15 protein-coding genes and 2 tRNA genes are annotated in these 18,243 nt (G+C 69.3%); 14 read left to right on the plus strand and 3 right to left on the minus strand.

What is annotated here, in order from left to right; translation table 11 throughout:
- Positions 1-114: 114 nt before the first annotated feature.
- Both D1J63_RS24400 and D1J63_RS24405 read left to right on the plus strand, forming a co-directional pair.
- Positions 115-1,332, plus strand: a complete 1,218-nt coding sequence (locus D1J63_RS24400) for a PP2C family protein-serine/threonine phosphatase (RefSeq protein ID WP_125631664.1) — start codon at positions 115-117, stop codon at positions 1,330-1,332.
- Positions 1,333-1,437: 105 nt separating this feature from the next.
- Positions 1,438-1,917: an HD domain-containing protein gene (locus D1J63_RS24405; RefSeq protein ID WP_102928705.1), complete on the plus strand. Its 480-nt coding sequence runs from the start codon at positions 1,438-1,440 to the stop codon at positions 1,915-1,917.
- Between the two features lie 40 nt (positions 1,918-1,957).
- Here the strand turns inward: D1J63_RS24405 and D1J63_RS24410 are convergent, their stop codons facing one another.
- A complete protein-coding gene (locus D1J63_RS24410; protein WP_125631666.1) occupies positions 1,958-3,124 on the minus strand; it encodes an acyltransferase family protein in 1,167 nt (388 codons plus the stop codon).
- A 688-nt stretch (positions 3,125-3,812) separates the two neighbouring features.
- On the opposite strand from D1J63_RS24410, the gene D1J63_RS24415 reads away from it, so the two are divergent.
- Positions 3,813-4,007, plus strand: coding sequence for a hypothetical protein (locus D1J63_RS24415; protein WP_007449834.1), 195 nt, complete (start codon positions 3,813-3,815; stop codon positions 4,005-4,007).
- Positions 4,008-4,081: 74 nt separating this feature from the next.
- Here the strand turns inward: D1J63_RS24415 and D1J63_RS24420 are convergent.
- Positions 4,082-4,152 (minus strand) — tRNA-Gly (locus tag D1J63_RS24420).
- 162 nt (positions 4,153-4,314) lie between these two features.
- On the opposite strand from D1J63_RS24420, the gene D1J63_RS24425 reads away from it, so the two are divergent.
- From D1J63_RS24425 to clpX, 5 genes are all read left to right on the plus strand, one after another.
- A tRNA-Pro gene (locus D1J63_RS24425) sits at positions 4,315-4,391 on the plus strand.
- Between the two features lie 166 nt (positions 4,392-4,557).
- On the plus strand, positions 4,558-5,955 hold the full coding sequence (tig, locus tag D1J63_RS24430; RefSeq protein WP_125631668.1) for a trigger factor: 1,398 nt from the start codon (positions 4,558-4,560) through the stop codon (positions 5,953-5,955).
- 330 nt (positions 5,956-6,285) lie between these two features.
- Entirely contained in the window at positions 6,286-6,891 is a 606-nt protein-coding gene (locus D1J63_RS24435; protein ID WP_051005918.1) for an ATP-dependent Clp protease proteolytic subunit, read from the plus strand.
- Positions 6,892-6,941: 50 nt separating this feature from the next.
- On the plus strand, positions 6,942-7,655 hold the full coding sequence (locus tag D1J63_RS24440) for an ATP-dependent Clp protease proteolytic subunit (RefSeq protein ID WP_102927978.1): 714 nt from the start codon (positions 6,942-6,944) through the stop codon (positions 7,653-7,655).
- A gap of 192 nt (positions 7,656-7,847) precedes the next feature.
- Positions 7,848-9,134 carry an ATP-dependent Clp protease ATP-binding subunit ClpX gene (gene clpX, locus D1J63_RS24445; RefSeq protein ID WP_061444769.1) on the plus strand — a complete coding sequence of 429 codons (1,287 nt, stop codon included), beginning with the start codon at positions 7,848-7,850 and terminating at the stop codon, positions 9,132-9,134.
- A 65-nt stretch (positions 9,135-9,199) separates the two neighbouring features.
- Here the strand turns inward: clpX and D1J63_RS24450 are convergent, their stop codons facing one another.
- Positions 9,200-10,183: a hypothetical protein gene (locus D1J63_RS24450; protein ID WP_125631670.1), complete on the minus strand. Its 984-nt coding sequence runs from the start codon at positions 10,181-10,183 to the stop codon at positions 9,200-9,202.
- 138 nt (positions 10,184-10,321) lie between these two features.
- On the opposite strand from D1J63_RS24450, the gene D1J63_RS24455 reads away from it, so the two are divergent.
- The 6 genes from D1J63_RS24455 (at position 10,322) to mreC (ending at position 18,243) form a co-directional block, all read left to right on the plus strand.
- The gene (locus tag D1J63_RS24455) at positions 10,322-12,946 is read left to right on the plus strand and encodes a valine--tRNA ligase (RefSeq protein WP_125631672.1); all 2,625 of its coding nucleotides are present in this window, start codon (positions 10,322-10,324) and stop codon (positions 12,944-12,946) included.
- 249 nt (positions 12,947-13,195) lie between these two features.
- A complete protein-coding gene (locus D1J63_RS24460; protein WP_125631674.1) occupies positions 13,196-14,719 on the plus strand; it encodes a folylpolyglutamate synthase/dihydrofolate synthase family protein in 1,524 nt (507 codons plus the stop codon).
- A 6-nt stretch (positions 14,720-14,725) separates the two neighbouring features.
- The gene (locus D1J63_RS24465) at positions 14,726-15,082 is read left to right on the plus strand and encodes a DUF4233 domain-containing protein (protein ID WP_125631676.1); all 357 of its coding nucleotides are present in this window, start codon (positions 14,726-14,728) and stop codon (positions 15,080-15,082) included.
- A 137-nt stretch (positions 15,083-15,219) separates the two neighbouring features.
- Positions 15,220-15,633 carry a nucleoside-diphosphate kinase gene (ndk, locus tag D1J63_RS24470; protein ID WP_125631678.1) on the plus strand — a complete coding sequence of 138 codons (414 nt, stop codon included), beginning with the start codon at positions 15,220-15,222 and terminating at the stop codon, positions 15,631-15,633.
- Positions 15,634-15,953: 320 nt separating this feature from the next.
- A complete protein-coding gene (locus D1J63_RS24475; protein ID WP_007449816.1) occupies positions 15,954-16,973 on the plus strand; it encodes a rod shape-determining protein in 1,020 nt (339 codons plus the stop codon).
- Between the two features lie 199 nt (positions 16,974-17,172).
- Complete coding sequence (gene mreC, locus D1J63_RS24480) at positions 17,173-18,243, plus strand: rod shape-determining protein MreC (RefSeq protein ID WP_125631680.1); 1,071 nt, start codon at positions 17,173-17,175, stop codon at positions 18,241-18,243.

Below are 18,243 nucleotides of genomic sequence, written 5' to 3' on the forward strand. Positions count from 1 at the left end.
GGGTTGCGGCGCGGAAGCCGTTCGTGAAGTTCACTGTGAAGTCCGGCCCCGGACGGGGGACAAGTGGGACCTCCCGTGCCAAGCGGCCGGTCCGATGGATAGGGTCCCGAACTAATGGCAGCAGGACGACAGCGGCGCGCGGAGGCCGAGACGTTCACGGCCCGGTGGAAGAAGCAGTGGCACCGGGCCCGCGTCGGCGTGCGCCGAGCCGCCGTCGACTACTTCCGCGGCGACGGCTCGGACTGGATCGCGCTCGCCGGACTGCTGCTGACGATCCCCGTCATCGCGGCCACCACGATGGCCAACTCCGTGTGGTGCTCGCCCTCCGCGCTGGTCATCCCGATCGTCGCCGGCGGCCTGCTGCTGCGCCCGGCGAGCCTGCTCGGCCTGTACGCCGCGGCGGCCACCGCGCTGATCGTGGAGTCGGTGCAGCTCGGCCCGTACACCGAGGGACCGTCGCGGGTCACCCCCGGCGTGGTCCTCGTCGTGGCGGCCTGCGGCTTCTTCGGACTCCTCGTCGCCCAGTTCCGCAGCCGGGTCGGCGTGCCCTGGCGGCGCGGCGGCACCATGCTCTTCGACCTGCGCGAACGCATCCGCGTCCAGAGCAAGCTGCCCAAGCTGCCCAAGGGCTGGCACCGCGAGATGGCGCTGCGCCCGGCCGGCGGCCAGTCCTTCTCCGGCGACTTCGTCGTCGCGGCCCGCACGAACGGCGGCCGGACCCTGGAGGTCGTCCTCACCGACGTCTCCGGCAAGGGCATGGACGCCGCCTCGCGCGCGCTGCTGCTGTCGGGCGCCTTCGGCGGACTGCTGGGCAGCCTGCCGCCGCACGCCTTCCTGCCGGCCGCCAACGGCTATCTGCTGCGCCAGGACTGGGACGAGGGCTTCGCCACCTCCATCCACCTCGTCCTGGACCTCGACTCCGGCGACTACGAGCTGTACTCCGCCGGACATCCGCCGGGCCTCCAGCTCAGCGCGGGCACCGGCCGCTGGGAGGAGAAGTCGGCCGAGGGACCGCTGCTCGGCGTGTACGACGGTGCGCAGTTCGACCAGGTGAAGGGCACCCTGCGGCCGGGCGACGTGCTGATGCTGTTCACGGACGGCCTGGTGGAGACCTCCGACCGGGACATCGCCGAGGGCATCGACCGCCTCACCGGCGAGGCCGACCGCTATGTCGCGGGCGGCTTCCACGGCGCGGCCTGGCACCTGATCGAGGCGGTGGCCAAGGACGTCAACGACGACCGGGCCCTGCTGTTGATCTGCCGGGAGGGCCCCACGGCCCAGTCCGCGACGGCGACGGCGACGGACCGAAGGCCCGCGACGGCGGCGGACTGAAAACCCGCGACGGCGGCGGACCGAAGGCCCGCGACGCCGACGGACCGAAGGCCCGCGACGGAGACGGACCGAAAGCGCGCACCGGCACGCCGACATACTGGGCGCATGTCCCACGACTCCCGTTCCCCCGACCCCGCGCCGCTGTCCCTCGCCGAGGTCGAGGCCACCGCCCGCACGGCCCACGCCGGACAGACCGACAAGGCGGGCCGGCCGTACGCCGAACACCTGCGAGCCGTCGCCGAGGGCGTACGGCAACGCGGCGGCGACGACGAGCAGATCGCCGCCGCCTGGCTCCACGACGCCGTCGAGGACGACGCGCTGACCGAGCGATGGCTGGACGAGGCGCCGCTGAGCCGCCGTACCAAGGACATCGTCCTGGCCCTCACCAAGCGGCCGGGGGAGCCGCCCGAGGCGTACGCCGCGCGGATCCTCGCCACGCCCGGCGCGCGGCTGGTCAAGGAGGCGGACCTGGCGCACAACGCCGATCCCGCGCGGCTCGCCGTCCTCGACGAGGCCACCCGCACACGACTGACCGAGAAGTACACGCGGATGCGCGCACTTCTCGGTCGGGTGGGCGGGGGATGAGCTACGGGCGCCGCGTCGGCGGGCGGAGCCGGCCGGAGGGCTAGACGGAGACTTTCTCGCCGCTGCCGTGCGGCGCGGTGGCCTCCGCGGACGCCCCGCGCGCGCCGCTGCCGTCCTCGTCCCGTTTCTCCCGGCCCCGGGCGGCGTCGCCGGGGTCCCGCTTGAAGGCCCAGTCCATCCGCGGTTCGACCACGTACCGCATGACCCGCTGGACGGGCTTGGTGCACAACAGGGTGATGACGGTGGCACCGAGGACGGTGAGCCCGATCTCGCCGAGCGGCGTGTCCAGGAAGGAGTTCTGGAACCAGCCGGTGTAGCTGCCCTCCTTCACCAGGAAGCCGTGCAGCAGGTAGCCGTAGATCGTGCCGGCGCCGAGCGCGGTGAACCACATGCGCCGGCCGGGGACCCAGGCGAAGAAGCACGCGGACAGCACCACGGAGCAGCCGAAGATCGCGAGCGTCAGCACCGGCCCGGACCACCAGGGGCCGCCCGTGTCCTGCACGGCGGCGTTGCGGTAGAACCAGCCGGTCTCCATGCGCGGCACCGACCACCAGCCGACCACCAGCGCCGCCGCGACCACCGGCACGGACCAGATCCGCACCGCGCGGCGCCGCACCAGCTGGAAGTGCTCGGGGCGCAGCAGCAGACCCAGCACGAAGCAGGGCAGGAACTGCAGCACGCGCTGCATGTTCAGGTCGTTGTCGACGGTGGGCGTCACGGAGGCCAGCGCGGCGATGCCCAGGGCGATCGGGAGCGGCCAACGGACCGTCTGCCAGATGGGGGTGGTCAGCCGCCAGACGAACAGCGCGCACAGGAACCACAGGAGGTACGTCGGGTCCAGCAGGCTGAAGTCGCTCTGCGGGTCCTCGCTGACACGGCGGTGCAGCGTGTAGGCGACCTCGAAGACGAGGTACGGGACGGCGACACCGGTGATCAGCCGTTTGACGCGCTTGGGGCTCAGGTCGAAACTGCGCGAGAAGTAGCCGGAGATGATGATGAACGCCGGCATGTGGAACGTGTACAGGACCCGGTAGAGGGCCTCCACGGTCCGGTTCCCGTCCAGGATCTGTCCCCAGGCGTGGCCCACACCGACCAGCACGATCGCCAGGTACTTGGCGTTGTCGAAGAACGCGTCGCGCTGCCGGCTCGGCTGGGCGCGTTGGGACGGCGACTTCCGGTCGCCGTCGGATCGCAGCGAGCTAGTCATGCCACCCCCCGCCGAAAACCGGCGAGTAGTCACAGGACCTCGCTGCTCTGGAGGGGGACGAGGCAGCGTAGAACATCTGAGGCACCCTAGCGTTCTCCGTGTGATTCCGTAAAACCCTCGACGTCATTCCTGCATTTCGGGTCTTGAGTACGGTGTGAGTACCGTGCGAGTACCCCCGTATTTCGGGAACACGGCCTCTCCGGGTGCGTGACGGCCCCCACATCGCCCGCCACCGTGGCAGGCCGAAGCGCCGTCTGGTGCACCCCACTTGTGATGACAAGTCCTGACTAAGCACCGTATAAGACCGGCGGGCGACTCCGCTGGAATGTCCGCTTCAATGCGCTTACGGGGGCAGTGGGTGACCCTGTGTTCTCCCTGTGACGACCCTGTCGATACCCCTGCCGATGTGTCCCCCGCGACAATTCGAATTACCTGCGAACGCGTTGTGTGGGCATTGAAACGAAGCGGTCGGAATTCCTCGTACGGGCGTCTTCTCGAAATCATGTACGGAAGGGTGGAGTCGAGTGCGCCCGCGTGCGCGGGGGAGTGTGCCGTCGGCGGAACCGGCCGGACGATGTGTCAGCCGCCGCATGACGAGGCCCGGTTGGTGGCACGATGGTTCTGGCGGGGGTGTGCGGTTCCGCACCTCCGGGCCGGGAGAGCGGACCGACCGAGGGTGTGATCAGTTGTGGCCATTTCGCTGTCAGTGGTGCTGCTGTTGGCGATCATCCTGGTGGTGCTGCTGCGGGGAGGGTCCATCAAGGCGGGGCCGGCGATCGTCGCGGTCCTCTTCGGCTTCTTCCTGGCCTCGACCGGCATGGCCGACGACATCCAGCGCTTCCTGGACTCGATAGCCGACATGGTCAACTCGATCCAGTTCTAGACCGCCGGCCCGCCTCCGAAGCGCACGAAGGCCTCCGGCCCGATCCCTGGGGGACCGGGCCGGAGGCCTCTCGGAGCGGGCGACGGGAATCGAACCCGCGTAGCCAGTTTGGAAGACTGGGGCTCTACCATTGAGCTACGCCCGCACAGCGCGCGCCGCAGGTCGGTGACCGCGGCACTGCACGCATCGTAGCGGGTCGACGCGGTTCGCCGCACACCCCTTCCGGTCCGCGCCGGACCTTCACGAACGCCCGGGAAACTCTGCGGCCCCGGTGCCCGGCGGCATGTACCCTCTGTGTCGCACCAGACGGGGTGTGGCGCAGCTTGGTAGCGCGTCCGCTTTGGGAGCGGAAGGCCGTGGGTTCAAATCCCGCCACCCCGACCACCGCCCGATCACCGGGTGATCGCCTTTTGGGCCGTGTAGTCGCTGCCGTTACTATGCAAGCTGCACGCCCGTGTGTCTCAGCGTCTGAAGTCTCCGGGCGGCGAAATTTGCCGGACACTCTGGTTCCGGCAGAACCCAAGAAGTCAGCCACCAAGGAGACCGAACCGTGAAGAGCGCCGTGGAGACCCTGAACCCGACCCGGGTTCGGCTCACTGTCGAGGTGCCCTTCGAGGAGCTCAAGGACAGCCTCGACGCGGCGTACAAGAAGATCAACCAGCAGGTCACGGTGAAGGGCTTCCGCAAGGGCAAGATCCCGGCCCGGGTCATCGACCAGCGGTTCGGCCGCGGTGCGGTGCTGGAGGAGGCGGTCAACGACGCGCTTCCCAAGTTCTACACCGACGCGGTCAACGAGGCCGAGCTGAACCCGCTCGGCCAGCCCGAGGTCGACATCACGGAGCTGAAGGACGGCGAGACGCTGAACTTCACCGCCGAGGTCGACATCCGCCCCTCCATCGAGATCCCGGACTACTCCGGCATCGAGGTCGAGGTCGACGCCGTCGAGGTCACCGACGAGGACGTCGAGAAGTCGGTGGAGCAGCTGCGCGAGCGCTTCGCCTCCACCTCCCCGGTCGAGCGCGCCGCCGCCGAGGGCGACGTGCTCACCATCGACCTGCAGGCCAAGGTCGACGGCGAGGTCCTGGAGGACGGCGTCGCCGACGGCGTCTCCTACACCATCGGCTCCGGCGAGCTGCTGGACGGCATCGACGACGCCGTGAAGGGCCTGGAGGCCGGTGGCGAGGCCACCTTCACCTCCGAGCTCAAGGGCGGCTCGGCGGCCGGCAAGGAGGCCGAGGTCACCGTCAAGGTCACCCAGGTCGCCGCGCGCGAGCTGCCCGAGCTGGACGACGACTTCGCGCAGCTCGCGTCGGAGTTCGACACGCTGGACGAGCTCAAGGCCGACAGCCGCAAGCGCCTCGAGAACATGAAGCAGTACGACCAGGCCACCCAGGCCCAGGAGCGCGTGCTGGACAAGCTGCTCGAGCTGGTCGAGGTCCCGGTCCCCGAGAAGCTCCTCGAGGACGAGATCAACACCCGTAAGCACAACCTCGAGCACCACCAGCTCGGCCAGATGGGTCTCGACCTGGAGAAGTACCTGGAGCTCCAGGGCAAGACCGCCGAGGAGTTCGAGACCGAGACCCGTGAGGCCGCGGTCAAGGGCATCAAGACCCAGTTCGTCCTCGACGAGCTGGTCAAGCAGGAGAAGCTCAACGTCAGCCAGGAAGAGCTGACCGAGCACCTCATGCGCCGCGCCGCCTCCTCCGGCATGTCCCCCGACCAGTTCGCCCAGGCCGTCGTCGAGCAGGGCCAGGTCCCGCTCCTCGTCGGTGAGGTCGCCCGCGGCAAGGCCCTGGCCTCCGTGGTCGAGAAGGCCACGGTCAAGGACACCAACGGCGAGATCGTCGACCTGGACGACGAGGAGGACGAGGAGACGGAGGCCACCGAGGCCGCCGCCGAGTCCACCGACGCCGAGGCCGACAAGGCCGAGGAGAAGACCGAGGGCTGATCCCTCGCGCCGTCCCCGACGGAAGTGAAACGGGCCCCGGACGTTCCGACGCCGGGGCCCTTTCGCTTACGGCTGGACAGTGCCGCAAGGGGCGCGGGGAACTGCGCGACCAGCCACCCGCGGACCCGCACCCGGCAATGACCAGGCACCGTCACGGCGCTACGCCCGAGGCGAACACCCGCAGAACCGGGATGGCACCGGAGGGTCACCGCGTTAGGGTCCATGAATACGAGGGCAGGGGAGTCCCCGAAAGCGGCTCCAGCCCCGCAGGGAAACGTGAGACGGCCCGGCGCCGTCGTAAGACGAGCAGGTGGATACGTGACGAATCTGATGCCCTCAGCCGCCGGCGAGCCCTCCATCGGTGGCGGCCTCGGCGACCAGGTCTACAACCGACTGCTCGGCGAGCGGATCATCTTCCTCGGCCAGCCGGTCGACGACGACATCGCCAACAAGATCACCGCGCAGCTGCTGCTCCTTGCCGCCGACCCGGACAAGGACATCTTCCTGTACATCAACAGCCCGGGCGGTTCGATCACGGCCGGTATGGCGATCTACGACACCATGCAGTTCATCAAGAACGACGTGGTGACGATCGCGATGGGTCTCGCGGCCTCCATGGGACAGTTCCTGCTCAGCGCGGGCACCCCCGGCAAGCGCTTCGCGCTGCCGAACGCCGAGATCCTCATCCACCAGCCCTCCGCCGGCCTCGCCGGTTCGGCCTCGGACATCAAGATCCACGCCGAGCGGCTGCTGCACACCAAGAAGCGCATGGCCGAGCTGACCTCTCAGCACACCGGCCAGACGGTCGAGCAGATCACCCGCGACTCGGACCGCGACCGCTGGTTCGACGCCTTCGAGGCCAAGGAGTACGGCCTCATCGACGACGTCATCCCCACGGCCGCCGGCATGCCGGGCGGCGGTGGCACGGGCGCCTGAGCCATCCCCCGCCCCGAGCCGACCGCCTCAGCCCCTTTACAGGAGACACTGTGAACGACTTCCCCGGCAGCGGCCTGTACGACCGCATGCAGGCCACGCAGGACATGCGCGCCGCCGCCTCCCAGGGCCGCTACACCGGCCCCCAGGCCGAGTCCCGCTACGTCATCCCGCGCTTCGTCGAGCGCACCTCGCAGGGCGTGCGCGAGTACGACCCGTACGCGAAGCTCTTCGAGGAGCGCGTGATCTTCCTCGGCGTCCAGATCGACGACGCCTCCGCCAACGACGTCATGGCGCAGCTGCTGTGCCTGGAGTCGATGGACCCCGACCGGGACATCTCGATCTACATCAACAGCCCCGGCGGCTCCTTCACCGCGCTCACGGCCATCTACGACACGATGCAGTACGTGAAGCCGGACATCCAGACGGTCTGCATGGGCCAGGCCGCCTCGGCCGCCGCCGTCCTGCTGGCCGCCGGTACGCCGGGCAAGCGCATGGGCCTGCCGAACGCCCGCGTCCTGATCCACCAGCCGTACAGCGAGACCGGCCGCGGCCAGGTCTCCGACCTGGAGATCGCCGCCAACGAGATCCTGCGGATGCGCTCGCAGCTGGAGGAGATGCTGGCCAAGCACTCCACCACGCCGGTCGAGAAGATCCGCGAGGACATCGAGCGCGACAAGATCCTCACGGCCGAGGACGCGCTGAGCTACGGCCTGATCGACCAGATCATCACCACCCGGAAGATGGACAACTCCTCTCTCCGCTAGGCGGGAGGCTGTATCGTCTGCCGCTCCTTGGCACGGTTTGACGCGATTCACGTCAAAGCGAACCGTGCCAAGGGGGGCCCGGACGAGGGGCCCGGCAAGGTACCGTCGGACATAAGGCAGCACCAGGAGTCCGCCCGGCCGTTGACGTGACGTCGACGTACGGGAGTCTCCCAGGCGAAGGGGAAGCACACCGTGGCACGCATCGGTGACGGCGGCGATCTGCTCAAGTGCTCGTTCTGCGGAAAGAGCCAGAAGCAGGTCAAGAAGCTCATCGCAGGGCCCGGTGTGTACATCTGCGACGAGTGCATCGATCTCTGCAACGAGATCATCGAGGAAGAGCTCGCGGAGACCAGCGAGGTGCGCTGGGAGGAGCTCCCGAAGCCCCGCGAGATCTACGAGTTCCTCGAGAGCTACGTGGTCGGCCAGGAGGCGGCCAAGAAGGCCCTCTCCGTCGCGGTGTACAACCACTACAAGCGGGTCCAGGCCGGCGAGAACGGCGGCGCCCAGGGCCGCGAGGACGCCATCGAGTTGGCGAAGTCCAACATCCTCCTGCTGGGCCCCACGGGCTCCGGCAAGACCCTCCTCGCCCAGACCCTCGCCCGCATGCTGAACGTCCCGTTCGCGATCGCCGACGCCACGGCGCTCACCGAGGCGGGGTACGTCGGCGAGGACGTCGAGAACATCCTGCTGAAGCTGATCCAGGCCGCGGACTACGACGTCAAGAAGGCCGAGACCGGGATCATCTACATCGACGAGATCGACAAGGTCGCGCGGAAGAGTGAAAACCCCTCCATCACGCGCGACGTGTCCGGCGAGGGCGTCCAGCAGGCCCTGCTGAAGATCCTGGAGGGCACCACCGCCTCCGTCCCGCCGCAGGGCGGCCGCAAGCACCCGCACCAGGAGTTCATCCAGATCGACACGACGAACGTCCTGTTCATCGTGGGTGGCGCCTTCGCGGGCCTGGAGAAGATCATCGAGGGCCGGGCCGGCGCCAAGGGCATCGGCTTCGGCGCGCAGATCCGCTCCAAGCGGGAGATCGAGTCCAAGGACCAGTTCGAGCAGGTCATGCCGGAGGACCTGGTCAAGTTCGGCATGATCCCCGAGTTCATCGGCCGACTGCCCGTCATCACCTCCGTCCACAACCTCGACCGCGAGGCGCTCCTCCAGATCCTGGTCGAGCCGCGCAACGCGCTGGTCAAGCAGTACGAGCGCCTCTTCGAACTCGACGGCGTCGAGCTGGACTTCGAGCGCGGGGCCCTGGAGGCCATCGCCGACCAGGCCATCCTCCGCCAGACCGGAGCCCGCGGCCTGCGCGCCATCATGGAGGAAGTCCTCCAGGGCGTGATGTACGAGGTCCCGTCCCGCAAGGACGTCGCCCGCGTCGTCATCACCGCGGACGTGGTCCTCTCCAACGTCAACCCGACGCTGATCCCGCGGGATTCGCGGGGCCGCGGCTCGGGCGAGCAGAAGACGGCGTAAGCAGCGGAACATCGGAAGGGGCCCGGTCGACCGACCGGGCCCCTTCCGTGTGGTCGCTGCACGCGTCAAACCTTGACGCGGACCTCGTCGCGCAGCTTCGTCGTGAGGTCGATCGCGGTCTCCTTGTTCACTCCGGTACCGGAGTTGTCGCCCGGCGAGACCATGGCGATCGTGCTGTAGTCGGCCCAGGCGCAGAACCAGTCGGTCGACTCCTTCTTGGTGAGCCCGTTGGTGGACTTGGTCGACTGGCACTTGGCGACGGCGCCGTCGATCTCGACCTCCTCGGGCTCGCCGATCAGCTCGGCCTTCTGCATGCCGCCGGTGTCGCTGGTGGAGCTCTCCTCGACTTCCTTCTGGATGTTGGCGAAGAACTTGTCCAGGACCGCCTGGGGCTCGGCGATCTTGCCGTAACCGCCGATCATCGTCATGCCCTTGGCGGTCAGCAGCTCCGACTTGTCGGGGATGGTGGAGGGGTCCTCGGGGTCGTAGCCGCTGAAGTCAGCGGTCGACCACTGCCCGATGACGGCGGTGCCGTCCTTGACGCCGCTCTTCTCCATGTCCTTGGCGGTGTCGGAGTCGCTGCCCTCCTGGCCCTTGACCTTCGTGTACTCACCCAGCGCCTTCGCGGGCGTCGTCAGCTTGTGCGGGCCGTCGTCCTCCAGGCCGCCCGCGCCGCCGCCTCCGCCGAACACGAAGTACGCGCCCACGCCGATCGCCGCCACGACGGCGACCGCGCCAATGATGAGGCCGGTCTTCTTCTTGCCGCCGCCCGGCGCCGGGGGCTGCGGCATGCCGTAGGGCTGCTGGCCGTAGGGCGGCTGCTGCCCGTACGGGGGCTGCTGGCCGTACGGCGGAGTCTGCGGCGGTACGCCGCCCTGCTGGGGCTGCTGCGGGTAGCCGTAGCCCGGCTGCTGCGGGGGTGCCTGCTGGGGGTAGCCGTAGCCGGGCTGGGGGGCCTGCGGCGGCTGCTGGCCGTACGGTCCCGGCTGGCCGTACGGTCCGGGCTGCTGGGGCTGCCCGCCGTACGGGCCCGGCTGGTTGTGACTCATTCCTGGGTTCCCCCTCAGATGCTTTACGTGGTTCCGACATCCTGACTCAAGCCTGGCGTGCGCAGGTCACCGGGGGCCGCACCGTTACAGAAGAAACGCGTTTCGGGACATGGCCGTGACGCCCGTAAACTGACCCCCGTGACCGAGAACTCTCAGCAGCCGCAGCCCGCGCCCACCACCGAACTGCCGACCCAGTACACGCCGGCCGAGGTAGAGGGGCAGCTGTACGAGCGCTGGGTAGAACGGGGTTACTTCGAGGCCGACGCGAAGAGCGACAAGCCTCCGTACACCGTCGTCATCCCGCCGCCGAACGTCACGGGCAGCCTGCACCTCGGGCACGCCTTCGAGCACACGCTCATCGACGCCCTGACCCGCCGCAAGCGCATGCAGGGCTACGAGACGCTGTGGCAGCCCGGCATGGACCACGCCGGCATCGCCACGCAGAACGTCGTCGAGCGCGAGCTGGGCAAGGAGGGCAAGTCCCGCCACGACCTGGGCCGGGAGGCCTTCGTCGAGCGCGTCTGGCAGTGGAAGGGCGAGTCCGGCGGCCAGATCAGCGGCCAGATGCGCCGCCTGGGAGACGGTGTCGCGTGGTCGCGTGAGCGGTTCACGATGGACGAGGGCCTGTCCCAGGCCGTCCAGACCATCTTCAAGCGGCTCTACGACGACGAGCTGATCTACCGCGCCGAGCGCATCATCAACTGGTGCCCGCGCTGCCTGACCGCGATCTCCGACATCGAGGTCGAGTACCAGGACGACGACGGCGAGCTGGTCTCCATGAAGTACGGGGACGGGGACGAGACCATCGTCGTCGCCACCACCCGTGCCGAGACGATGCTCGGTGACACGGCGGTCGCCGTCCACCCCGAGGACGAGCGGTACAAGCACCTGGTCGGCAAGCAGATCAAGCTGCCGCTGACCGACCGCTCCATCCCGGTCGTCGCCGACGAGCACGTCGACCCCGAGTTCGGCACCGGCGCCGTCAAGGTGACGCCGGCCCACGACCCGAACGACTTCGAGATCGGCCAGCGGCACGGCCTGCCCTCCATCGCCGTGATGGACGAGCACGCCGTCATCACCGCCCACGGTCCCTTCCAGGGCCTGGACCGGCTCGAGGCCCGCTCCGCCATCGTCGCCGCGCTGCGCGCCGAGGGGCGGATCGTCGCCGAGAAGCGGCCCTACGTCCACTCCGTCGGCCACTGCTCGCGCTGCAAGACCACCATCGAACCGCGCCTGTCCATGCAGTGGTGGGTCAAGGTCGGCCCGCTGGCGAAGGCCGCCGGTGACGCGGTCCGCGACGGCAAGGTCAAGATCCACCCGCAGGAGATGGAGAAGCGGTACTTCGACTGGGTCGACAACCTCCACGACTGGTGCATCTCGCGCCAGCTGTGGTGGGGCCACCGCATCCCCGTCTGGTACGGCCCCGAGGGCGAGGTCGTCTGCGTCGGCCCCGACGAGGAGCCGCCCAGCGGCGAGGGCTGGCGGCAGGACCCCGACGTCCTGGACACCTGGTTCTCCTCCGGCCTGTGGCCCTTCTCCACCCTCGGCTGGCCCGAGCAGACCGAGTCGCTCGCGAAGTTCTACCCGAACTCCGTCCTGGTCACCGGCTACGACATCCTCTTCTTCTGGGTCGCCCGGATGATGATGTTCGGCCTCTACGCGATGGACGGCACCCCGCCGTTCCACACCATCGCCCTGCACGGCATGGTCCGTGACCAGAACGGCAAGAAGATGTCCAAGTCCTTCGGGAACGTGGTCAACCCGCTGGACTGGATGGACAAGTACGGCTCCGACGCCCTCCGCTTCACCCTCGCGCGCGGCGCCAACCCGGGCGTCGACGTGCCGATCGGCGAGGACTGGGTCCAGGGCTCCCGGAACTTCGCCAACAAGATCTGGAACGCCACCCGCTTCGCGCTGATGAACGGCGCGACGGTCGAGGGCCCGCTGCCGGACGCGTCGAGGATGTCCTCGACCGACCGCTGGATCCTCTCCCGGCTGAACTCGGTCGTCGCCGAGGTCGACGCGTACTACGAGGACTACCAGTTCGCGAAGCTCTCCGACGCGCTGTTCCACTTCGCCTGGGACGAGGTCTTCGACTGGTACGTCGAGCTGTCCAAGACCACCTTCCAGGCGGGCGGCGAGGCGGCCGAGGTCTCCAAGCGCGTCCTGGGCGAGGTCCTCGACGTGACGCTGCGTCTCCTCCACCCGGTCGTCCCCTTCGTCACCGAGACGCTGTGGACGACGCTCACGGGTGGCGAGTCGGTCGTCATCGCCGAGTGGCCGCAGGACTCGGGCTTCCGGGACGCGGACGCCGAGCGGGAGATCGAGACCGTCCAGTCCGTCATCACCGAGGTCCGGCGCTTCCGTGCCGACCAGGGGCTCCAGCCCGGCCAGCGGGTTCCGGCCCGGCTGACCCTGGCGGGCAGCGCGCTCGCGGCCCACGAGGCGGCGGTCCGGCAGCTGCTGCGGCTGCAGCCGGAGGGTGACGGTTTCGCGGCGACGGCGACGCTGCCGGTCGCGGGGGTCGAGGTCGCCCTCGATCTCTCCGGGGTCATCGACTTCGCCGCCGAGCGCAAGCGGCTGGCGAAGGACCTCGCCGCGGCGGAGAAGGAGAAGGCCCAGGCGAACGCCAAGCTCGGCAACGAGGCGTTCCTGGCGAAGGCGCCGGATCACGTCGTGGACAAGATCCGGGGCCGCCTGACCAAGGCGGACGAGGACATCGCCCGCATCACCGCGCAGTTGGAGAAGCTGCCGGAGGCGTAACGTCCGTACGTCGACGAAGGTCCCCGGAGCATTCTTGCGCCGGGGACCTTCGCTACCTAGGGGCGCGGGGAACTGCGCGACAAGCCACGACGGCGCCGCACTCGCCCGGGACCCAAGCCGCCCCCCCGCTGGCGCCCCGCAGGGCATCGCGCAGCCCGGCGCTGACGGGGTGCCGCCGCGCCCACCCGTGCCGCCCCAGCGGCACGACTGCCCGCGGTTACGGGGGGCGGGGTACGTAGACTGGTCCCCGTGAGCGACATCCCCGGCGAGAACGACCAGCCCGACCCCTCCGACCCCCTCGACTCCTTCGACGAGATCATCGACGCGGAGACCACCCGCGACCCCGACCTCGCCGTCATCGAGGCCGGCAGCCGCACCCTGCGCACCCAGGGCGGCCCCCCGCAGGCCGACATCCCCGGGCGCCCGGAGGACCCCGAGGTGGACGCGGCGCTGCGCGAGGTCGAGACGGAGCTGGCCACCCGCTGGGGCGAGACCAAGCTGGAGCCGTCCGTCGCCAGGATCGCCGCGCTGATGGACGTACTGGGCGAGCCGCAGCGCTCGTACCCCTCCATCCACATCACCGGGACCAACGGCAAGACCTCCACCGCCCGCATGATCGAGGCGCTGCTCGGCGCCTTCGAGCTGCGCACCGGTCGGTACACCTCGCCGCACGTGCAGTCGATCACCGAGCGGATCAGCCTGGACGGGGCGCCGATCTCCGCCGAGCGGTTCGTCGAGACGTACCAGGACGTCAAGCCGTACGTCGAGATGGTCGACGCGCAGCAGGAGTACCGGCTGTCGTTCTTCGAGGTGCTGACCGGCATGGCGTACGCCGCCTTCGCCGACGCGCCCGTGGACGTGGCCGTCGTCGAGGTCGGGATGGGCGGCTCCTGGGACGCCACCAACGTCATCGACGGGGACGTCGCCGTCGTCACCCCCATCGACCTGGACCACACCGACCGGCTCGGCGGGACGCCCGGCGAGATCGCGGTCGAGAAGTCCGGGATCATCAAGCAGGACGCGACCGTGATCCTGGCCCAGCAGCCGGTGGACGCGGCGCAGGTGATGCTGAAGAAGGCCGTGGACGTCAACGCCACCGTGGCCCGCGAGGGGCTGGAGTTCGGCGTCGTCGCCCGCGAGGTCGCCGTCGGCGGGCAGCAGGTGACGCTGCGCGGGCTCGGCGGTGAGTACACCGAGGTCTACCTGCCGCTGCACGGCGCCCACCAGGCGCACAACGCGGCGGTCGCGCTGGCCGCCGTCGAGGCGTTCTTCGGCGTCGGCGCGCAGCGTCCCGAGCCGCTGGACATCGACACCGTGCGCCAGGCCTTCGCCTCCGTCGCCTCGCCGGGGCGGATGGAGGTGGTGCGGCGCTCGCCGACCGTGGTGCTGGACGCCGCGCACAATCCGGCCGGGGCCCGGGTCACCGCCGAGGCGGTGGGGGAGGCCTTCCAGTTCAGCCGGCTCATCGGCGTGGTCGGCGCCAGCGGCGACAAGAACGTGCGGGGGCTGCTCGAAGCCTTCGAGCCGGTCTTCGCCGAGGTCGTCGTCACCCAGAACTCCAGCCATCGCGCGATGGACGCCGACGAGCTGGCCGCGGTCGCCGTCGAGGTGTTCGGCGAGGACCGCGTGCAGGTCGAGCCGCGGCTGCCGGACGCCCTGGAGGCCGCGATCACGCTGGCCGAGGAGGAGGGCGAGTTCGCGGGCGGCGGTGTGCTCGTCACCGGTTCCGTCATCACCGTCGGCGAGGCCCGACTGCTCCTGAGGAGGGGCTGAGAAACCGTGCGTACGCTCTGTGCTTCGACGCTGATCGGCGAGTTCTTCGTGATCGGCTTCGCCGGCCTGGTCGCCATGAAGGACCCGGACCTGTCGATGGGGACGGTGTGGACGGTCAGCGGTGTCGCGATGTTCCTGTGCGTCGCGCTGTGCGGGGTCATCACCCGCCCCGGCGGCGTCGTCCTCGGCTGGGCGCTGCAGGTCGCGCTGATCGCCTCCGGTCTCGTCGTGCCGACCATGTACTTCCTGGGCGCGATCTTCGCCGCCCTGTGGTGGGCCTCCGTGCACTACGGGCGGAAGATCGACGAGGCGAAGGCGAGGTTCGCCGCCCAGGCCGAGGCCTCCGCGCCCGACCCCGCCTGAGGGCGCCGACGGACGCGGTCGGCGAGGCGGCCGGGCCCGGTATTCCTGACGCTGCGTGACAGGCGCCGCGACACGCCCGGTAACCTCAGTCATCACCCGCACGACCGCACATCTCGAACCTTTCCAAGGGAGCCCTCGTGACCCAGCGCAGCCTCGTCCTCCTCAAGCCCGACGCCGTCCGTCGTGGCCTGACCGGCGAGATCATCAGCCGTATCGAGCGCAAGGCCGGCTGGCAGATCACCGCGCTGGAACTGCGCACCCTGGACGCCGAGACGTTGGAAGCCCACTACGGAGAGCACAAGGGCAAGCCGTTCTACGAGCCGCTGGTCGAGTTCATGGCGTCCGGCCCGGTCGTCGCGATGGTCGTCGAGGGCGAGCGGGTCATCGAGGGTGTGCGCGCGCTGGCCGGTCCGACCGACCCGATCGCCGCCGCGCCCGGCTCCATCCGGGGCGACTACGGTGTGATCGTCCGCGAGAACCTGATCCACGCCTCCGACTCCGAGGAGTCCGCCGAGCGCGAGCTGAAGATCTTCTTCCCGGATCGGGTCTGATCCTCCTTCGGGACACGCCGGGAGCGCCTTTTTTTCTGACGTCACGTCAGCCGAATGGACCGGGCGAAGCCGGGGCGGTCGCGTAAAAGCGACCGCCCTGTGGCATATGCGCGCCTGTTCGGGGGAACGGATCCCACCGTTGGCCCGTCTCCACGAGCGAGGCGGCGTGCCATCTGCTGACAATGGCGAAGACCCTCGCGCAGTGTTCGCGAAAGCGCGTCTACGATGGAAGCCTCCACGCGTCACTGCACCCACTTCGCCTACCTGAAAAGCCCTCAAAAGCTCCTGGGAAGGCCAGTCGAATCCTGATGGGGAACTCAATGTCGTTCATCGGCCGTGACATGGCTGTCGACCTCGGGACCGCCAACACGCTGGTGTACGTCAGGGGTCGCGGGATCGTACTCAACGAGCCGTCCGTCGTCGCGATCAACACCAACACCGGTGGCATCCTCGCGGTCGGCGCCGAAGCGAAGAAGATGATCGGGCGCACGCCCGGCAACATCGTTGCCGTGCGTCCGCTGAAGGACGGCGTCATCGCCGACTTCGAGATCACCGAGCGGATGCTGCGCTACTTCATCCTGAAGATCCACAAGCGGCGGTATCTGGCTCGGCCGCGGGTCGTCGTCTGTGTGCCCTCGGGCATCACCGGCGTCGAGCGCCGCGCCGTCATCGAGGCGTCGTCCCAGGCCGGCGCCCGACAGGTGCACATCATCGAAGAGCCCATGGCCGCGGCCATCGGCTCCGGCCTGCCGGTCCACGAGGCCACGGGCAACATGGTGGTGGACATCGGCGGCGGCACCACGGAGGTCGCGGTCATCTCGCTCGGCGGCATCGTCACCGCCCAGTCCATCCGCGTCGCGGGTGACGAGCTGGACAACGCGATCATCCAGCACGTGAAGAAGGAGTACAGCCTTCTGCTGGGTGAGCGCACGGCCGAACAGATCAAGATCACGATCGGTTCGGCGTACGACCTCGACTCCGACGAGCACACCGAAATCCGCGGCCGGGACCTCGTCTCCGGGCTGCCCAAGACCGTCGTCATCTCCGCCGCCGAAGTGCGCAAGGCGATCGAGGAGCCGGTCAACGCCATCGTCGACGCCGTCAAGACGACCCTCGACAAGTGTCCGCCGGAGCTGTCCGGCGACATCATGGACCGGGGCATCGTCCTGACCGGCGGCGGTGCGCTGCTGCGCGGGCTCGACGAACGGCTGCGCCGGGAGACCGGAATGCCGATCCACATCGCCGAGGACCCGCTCGACAGCGTCGCGCTCGGCAGCGGCAAGTGCGTCGAGGAGTTCGAGGCACTCCAGCAGGTGCTGGACGCCTCGCCCCGCAGATGACGTAACACTTCGGTTCCGCCGTACGAGACGATCTCCTCTCGTGCGGCGGATCGTTGATATAGAGGGTTGCGGCAGTGGATGTGCGTGAAGGGCCCGATGCGCCGCACACGCCCGAAGTGCCGAATCACCCAATTCCTGAACACCGCCACGTACATTCCGAGATTCCCGGATTTCGACGAGGAAGGCACGGCCGCCGCACGTGAGGGACACGAAAGAGAGCCGGCTGCTCCTGGTACTGCTGATCGCCATCGCGTTCGCGCTGATCACGGTGGACATCCGCGGTGGGGAGGACTCACCGGTCGACGGTGCCCGGCAGGCCGCGGCCACCGTCTTCGGTCCGATCGAGAACGGCGTGTCGTCCGCGGTCGACCCGGTCGGCAACGCCGTCTCCGCGATCCGCGACTCCGGCGACCGGCACGACCGGCTCGCGCGACTGGAGACGGAGAACGCGGCCCTGAAGGCGAAGCTCGGCAGCGACGAGCGCGGCCGCAGCCGGCTCAAGCAGTTCGACAAGATGCTCGGACTCGCCGGAGCCGGGCAGTACGGCATCAAGGGCGCCCAGGTCATCGCCATAGGAGCGGCCCAGGGCTTCTCCTGGACCGTCACCATCGACGTCGGCGCGAACGACGGCATCCAGCGCGACATGACCGTCCTCAACGGCGACGGCCTCGTCGGACGCGTCACCACCGTCGGCCCGAACACCTCCACCGTGCTGCTCGCCAACGACCCGGACTTCACCGTCGGCACCCGGATGGAGTCCGGCGACGAACTCGGCTTCGCCTCCGGCCAGGGCAGCCGCCCCCTGCGCGTCGAACTCCTCAACGGCAAGGCCGACGTCAAGAAGGGCGACCGCCTCGTCACCTTCGGCTCCCAGGCCGACAAGCCGTTCGTGCCCGGCGTGCCCGTCGGCACCATCACCCGCATCGACCCCAACGGCGGCGACCTCACCCGCATCCTCGACGTCACGCCGTTCGTCAGCTTCACCAAGCTCGACATCGTCGGCGTCGTCGTCCAGGCCCCGGCGAAGGACCCGCGCGACGCGGTGCTCCCGGACAAGCCGAAGCCGGAGCCCACGCCGACCGTCACGGTGACCGTGACCCCGGGGGCCGACCCCGAGGGCCGGGCCCAGGACGGCGGGACCGACGCCACCGGCCAGAACGATGCCACCGGCCAGGACGACACGACCGGCCAGAACGACGCCACCGGCCAGAACGACGCCACCGGTCAGAACGACCAGACCGACCAGCAGAACGAGCAGACCGAACCGTAG

Source organism: Streptomyces sp. KPB2 (assembly GCF_003950055.1).
Taxonomy (GTDB): domain Bacteria; phylum Actinomycetota; class Actinomycetes; order Streptomycetales; family Streptomycetaceae; genus Streptomyces; species Streptomyces salinarius.

Bases quoted from the DNA above. Each gene is read 5' to 3' on its own strand.
- D1J63_RS24405 (WP_102928705.1), top strand. From the start codon at position 1,438: ATGTCCCACGACTCCCGTTCCCCCGACCCCGCGCCGCTGTCCCTCGCC.
- D1J63_RS24475 (WP_007449816.1), top strand. From the start codon at position 15,954: ATGTCGTTCATCGGCCGTGACATGGCTGTCGACCTCGGGACCGCCAAC.
- D1J63_RS24410 (WP_125631666.1), bottom strand. From the start codon at position 3,124: ATGACTAGCTCGCTGCGATCCGACGGCGACCGGAAGTCGCCGTCCCAA.
- D1J63_RS24435 (WP_051005918.1), top strand. From the start codon at position 6,286: ATGCCCTCAGCCGCCGGCGAGCCCTCCATCGGTGGCGGCCTCGGCGAC.
- D1J63_RS24400 (WP_125631664.1), top strand. From the start codon at position 115: ATGGCAGCAGGACGACAGCGGCGCGCGGAGGCCGAGACGTTCACGGCC.
- D1J63_RS24450 (WP_125631670.1), bottom strand. From the start codon at position 10,183: ATGAGTCACAACCAGCCGGGCCCGTACGGCGGGCAGCCCCAGCAGCCC.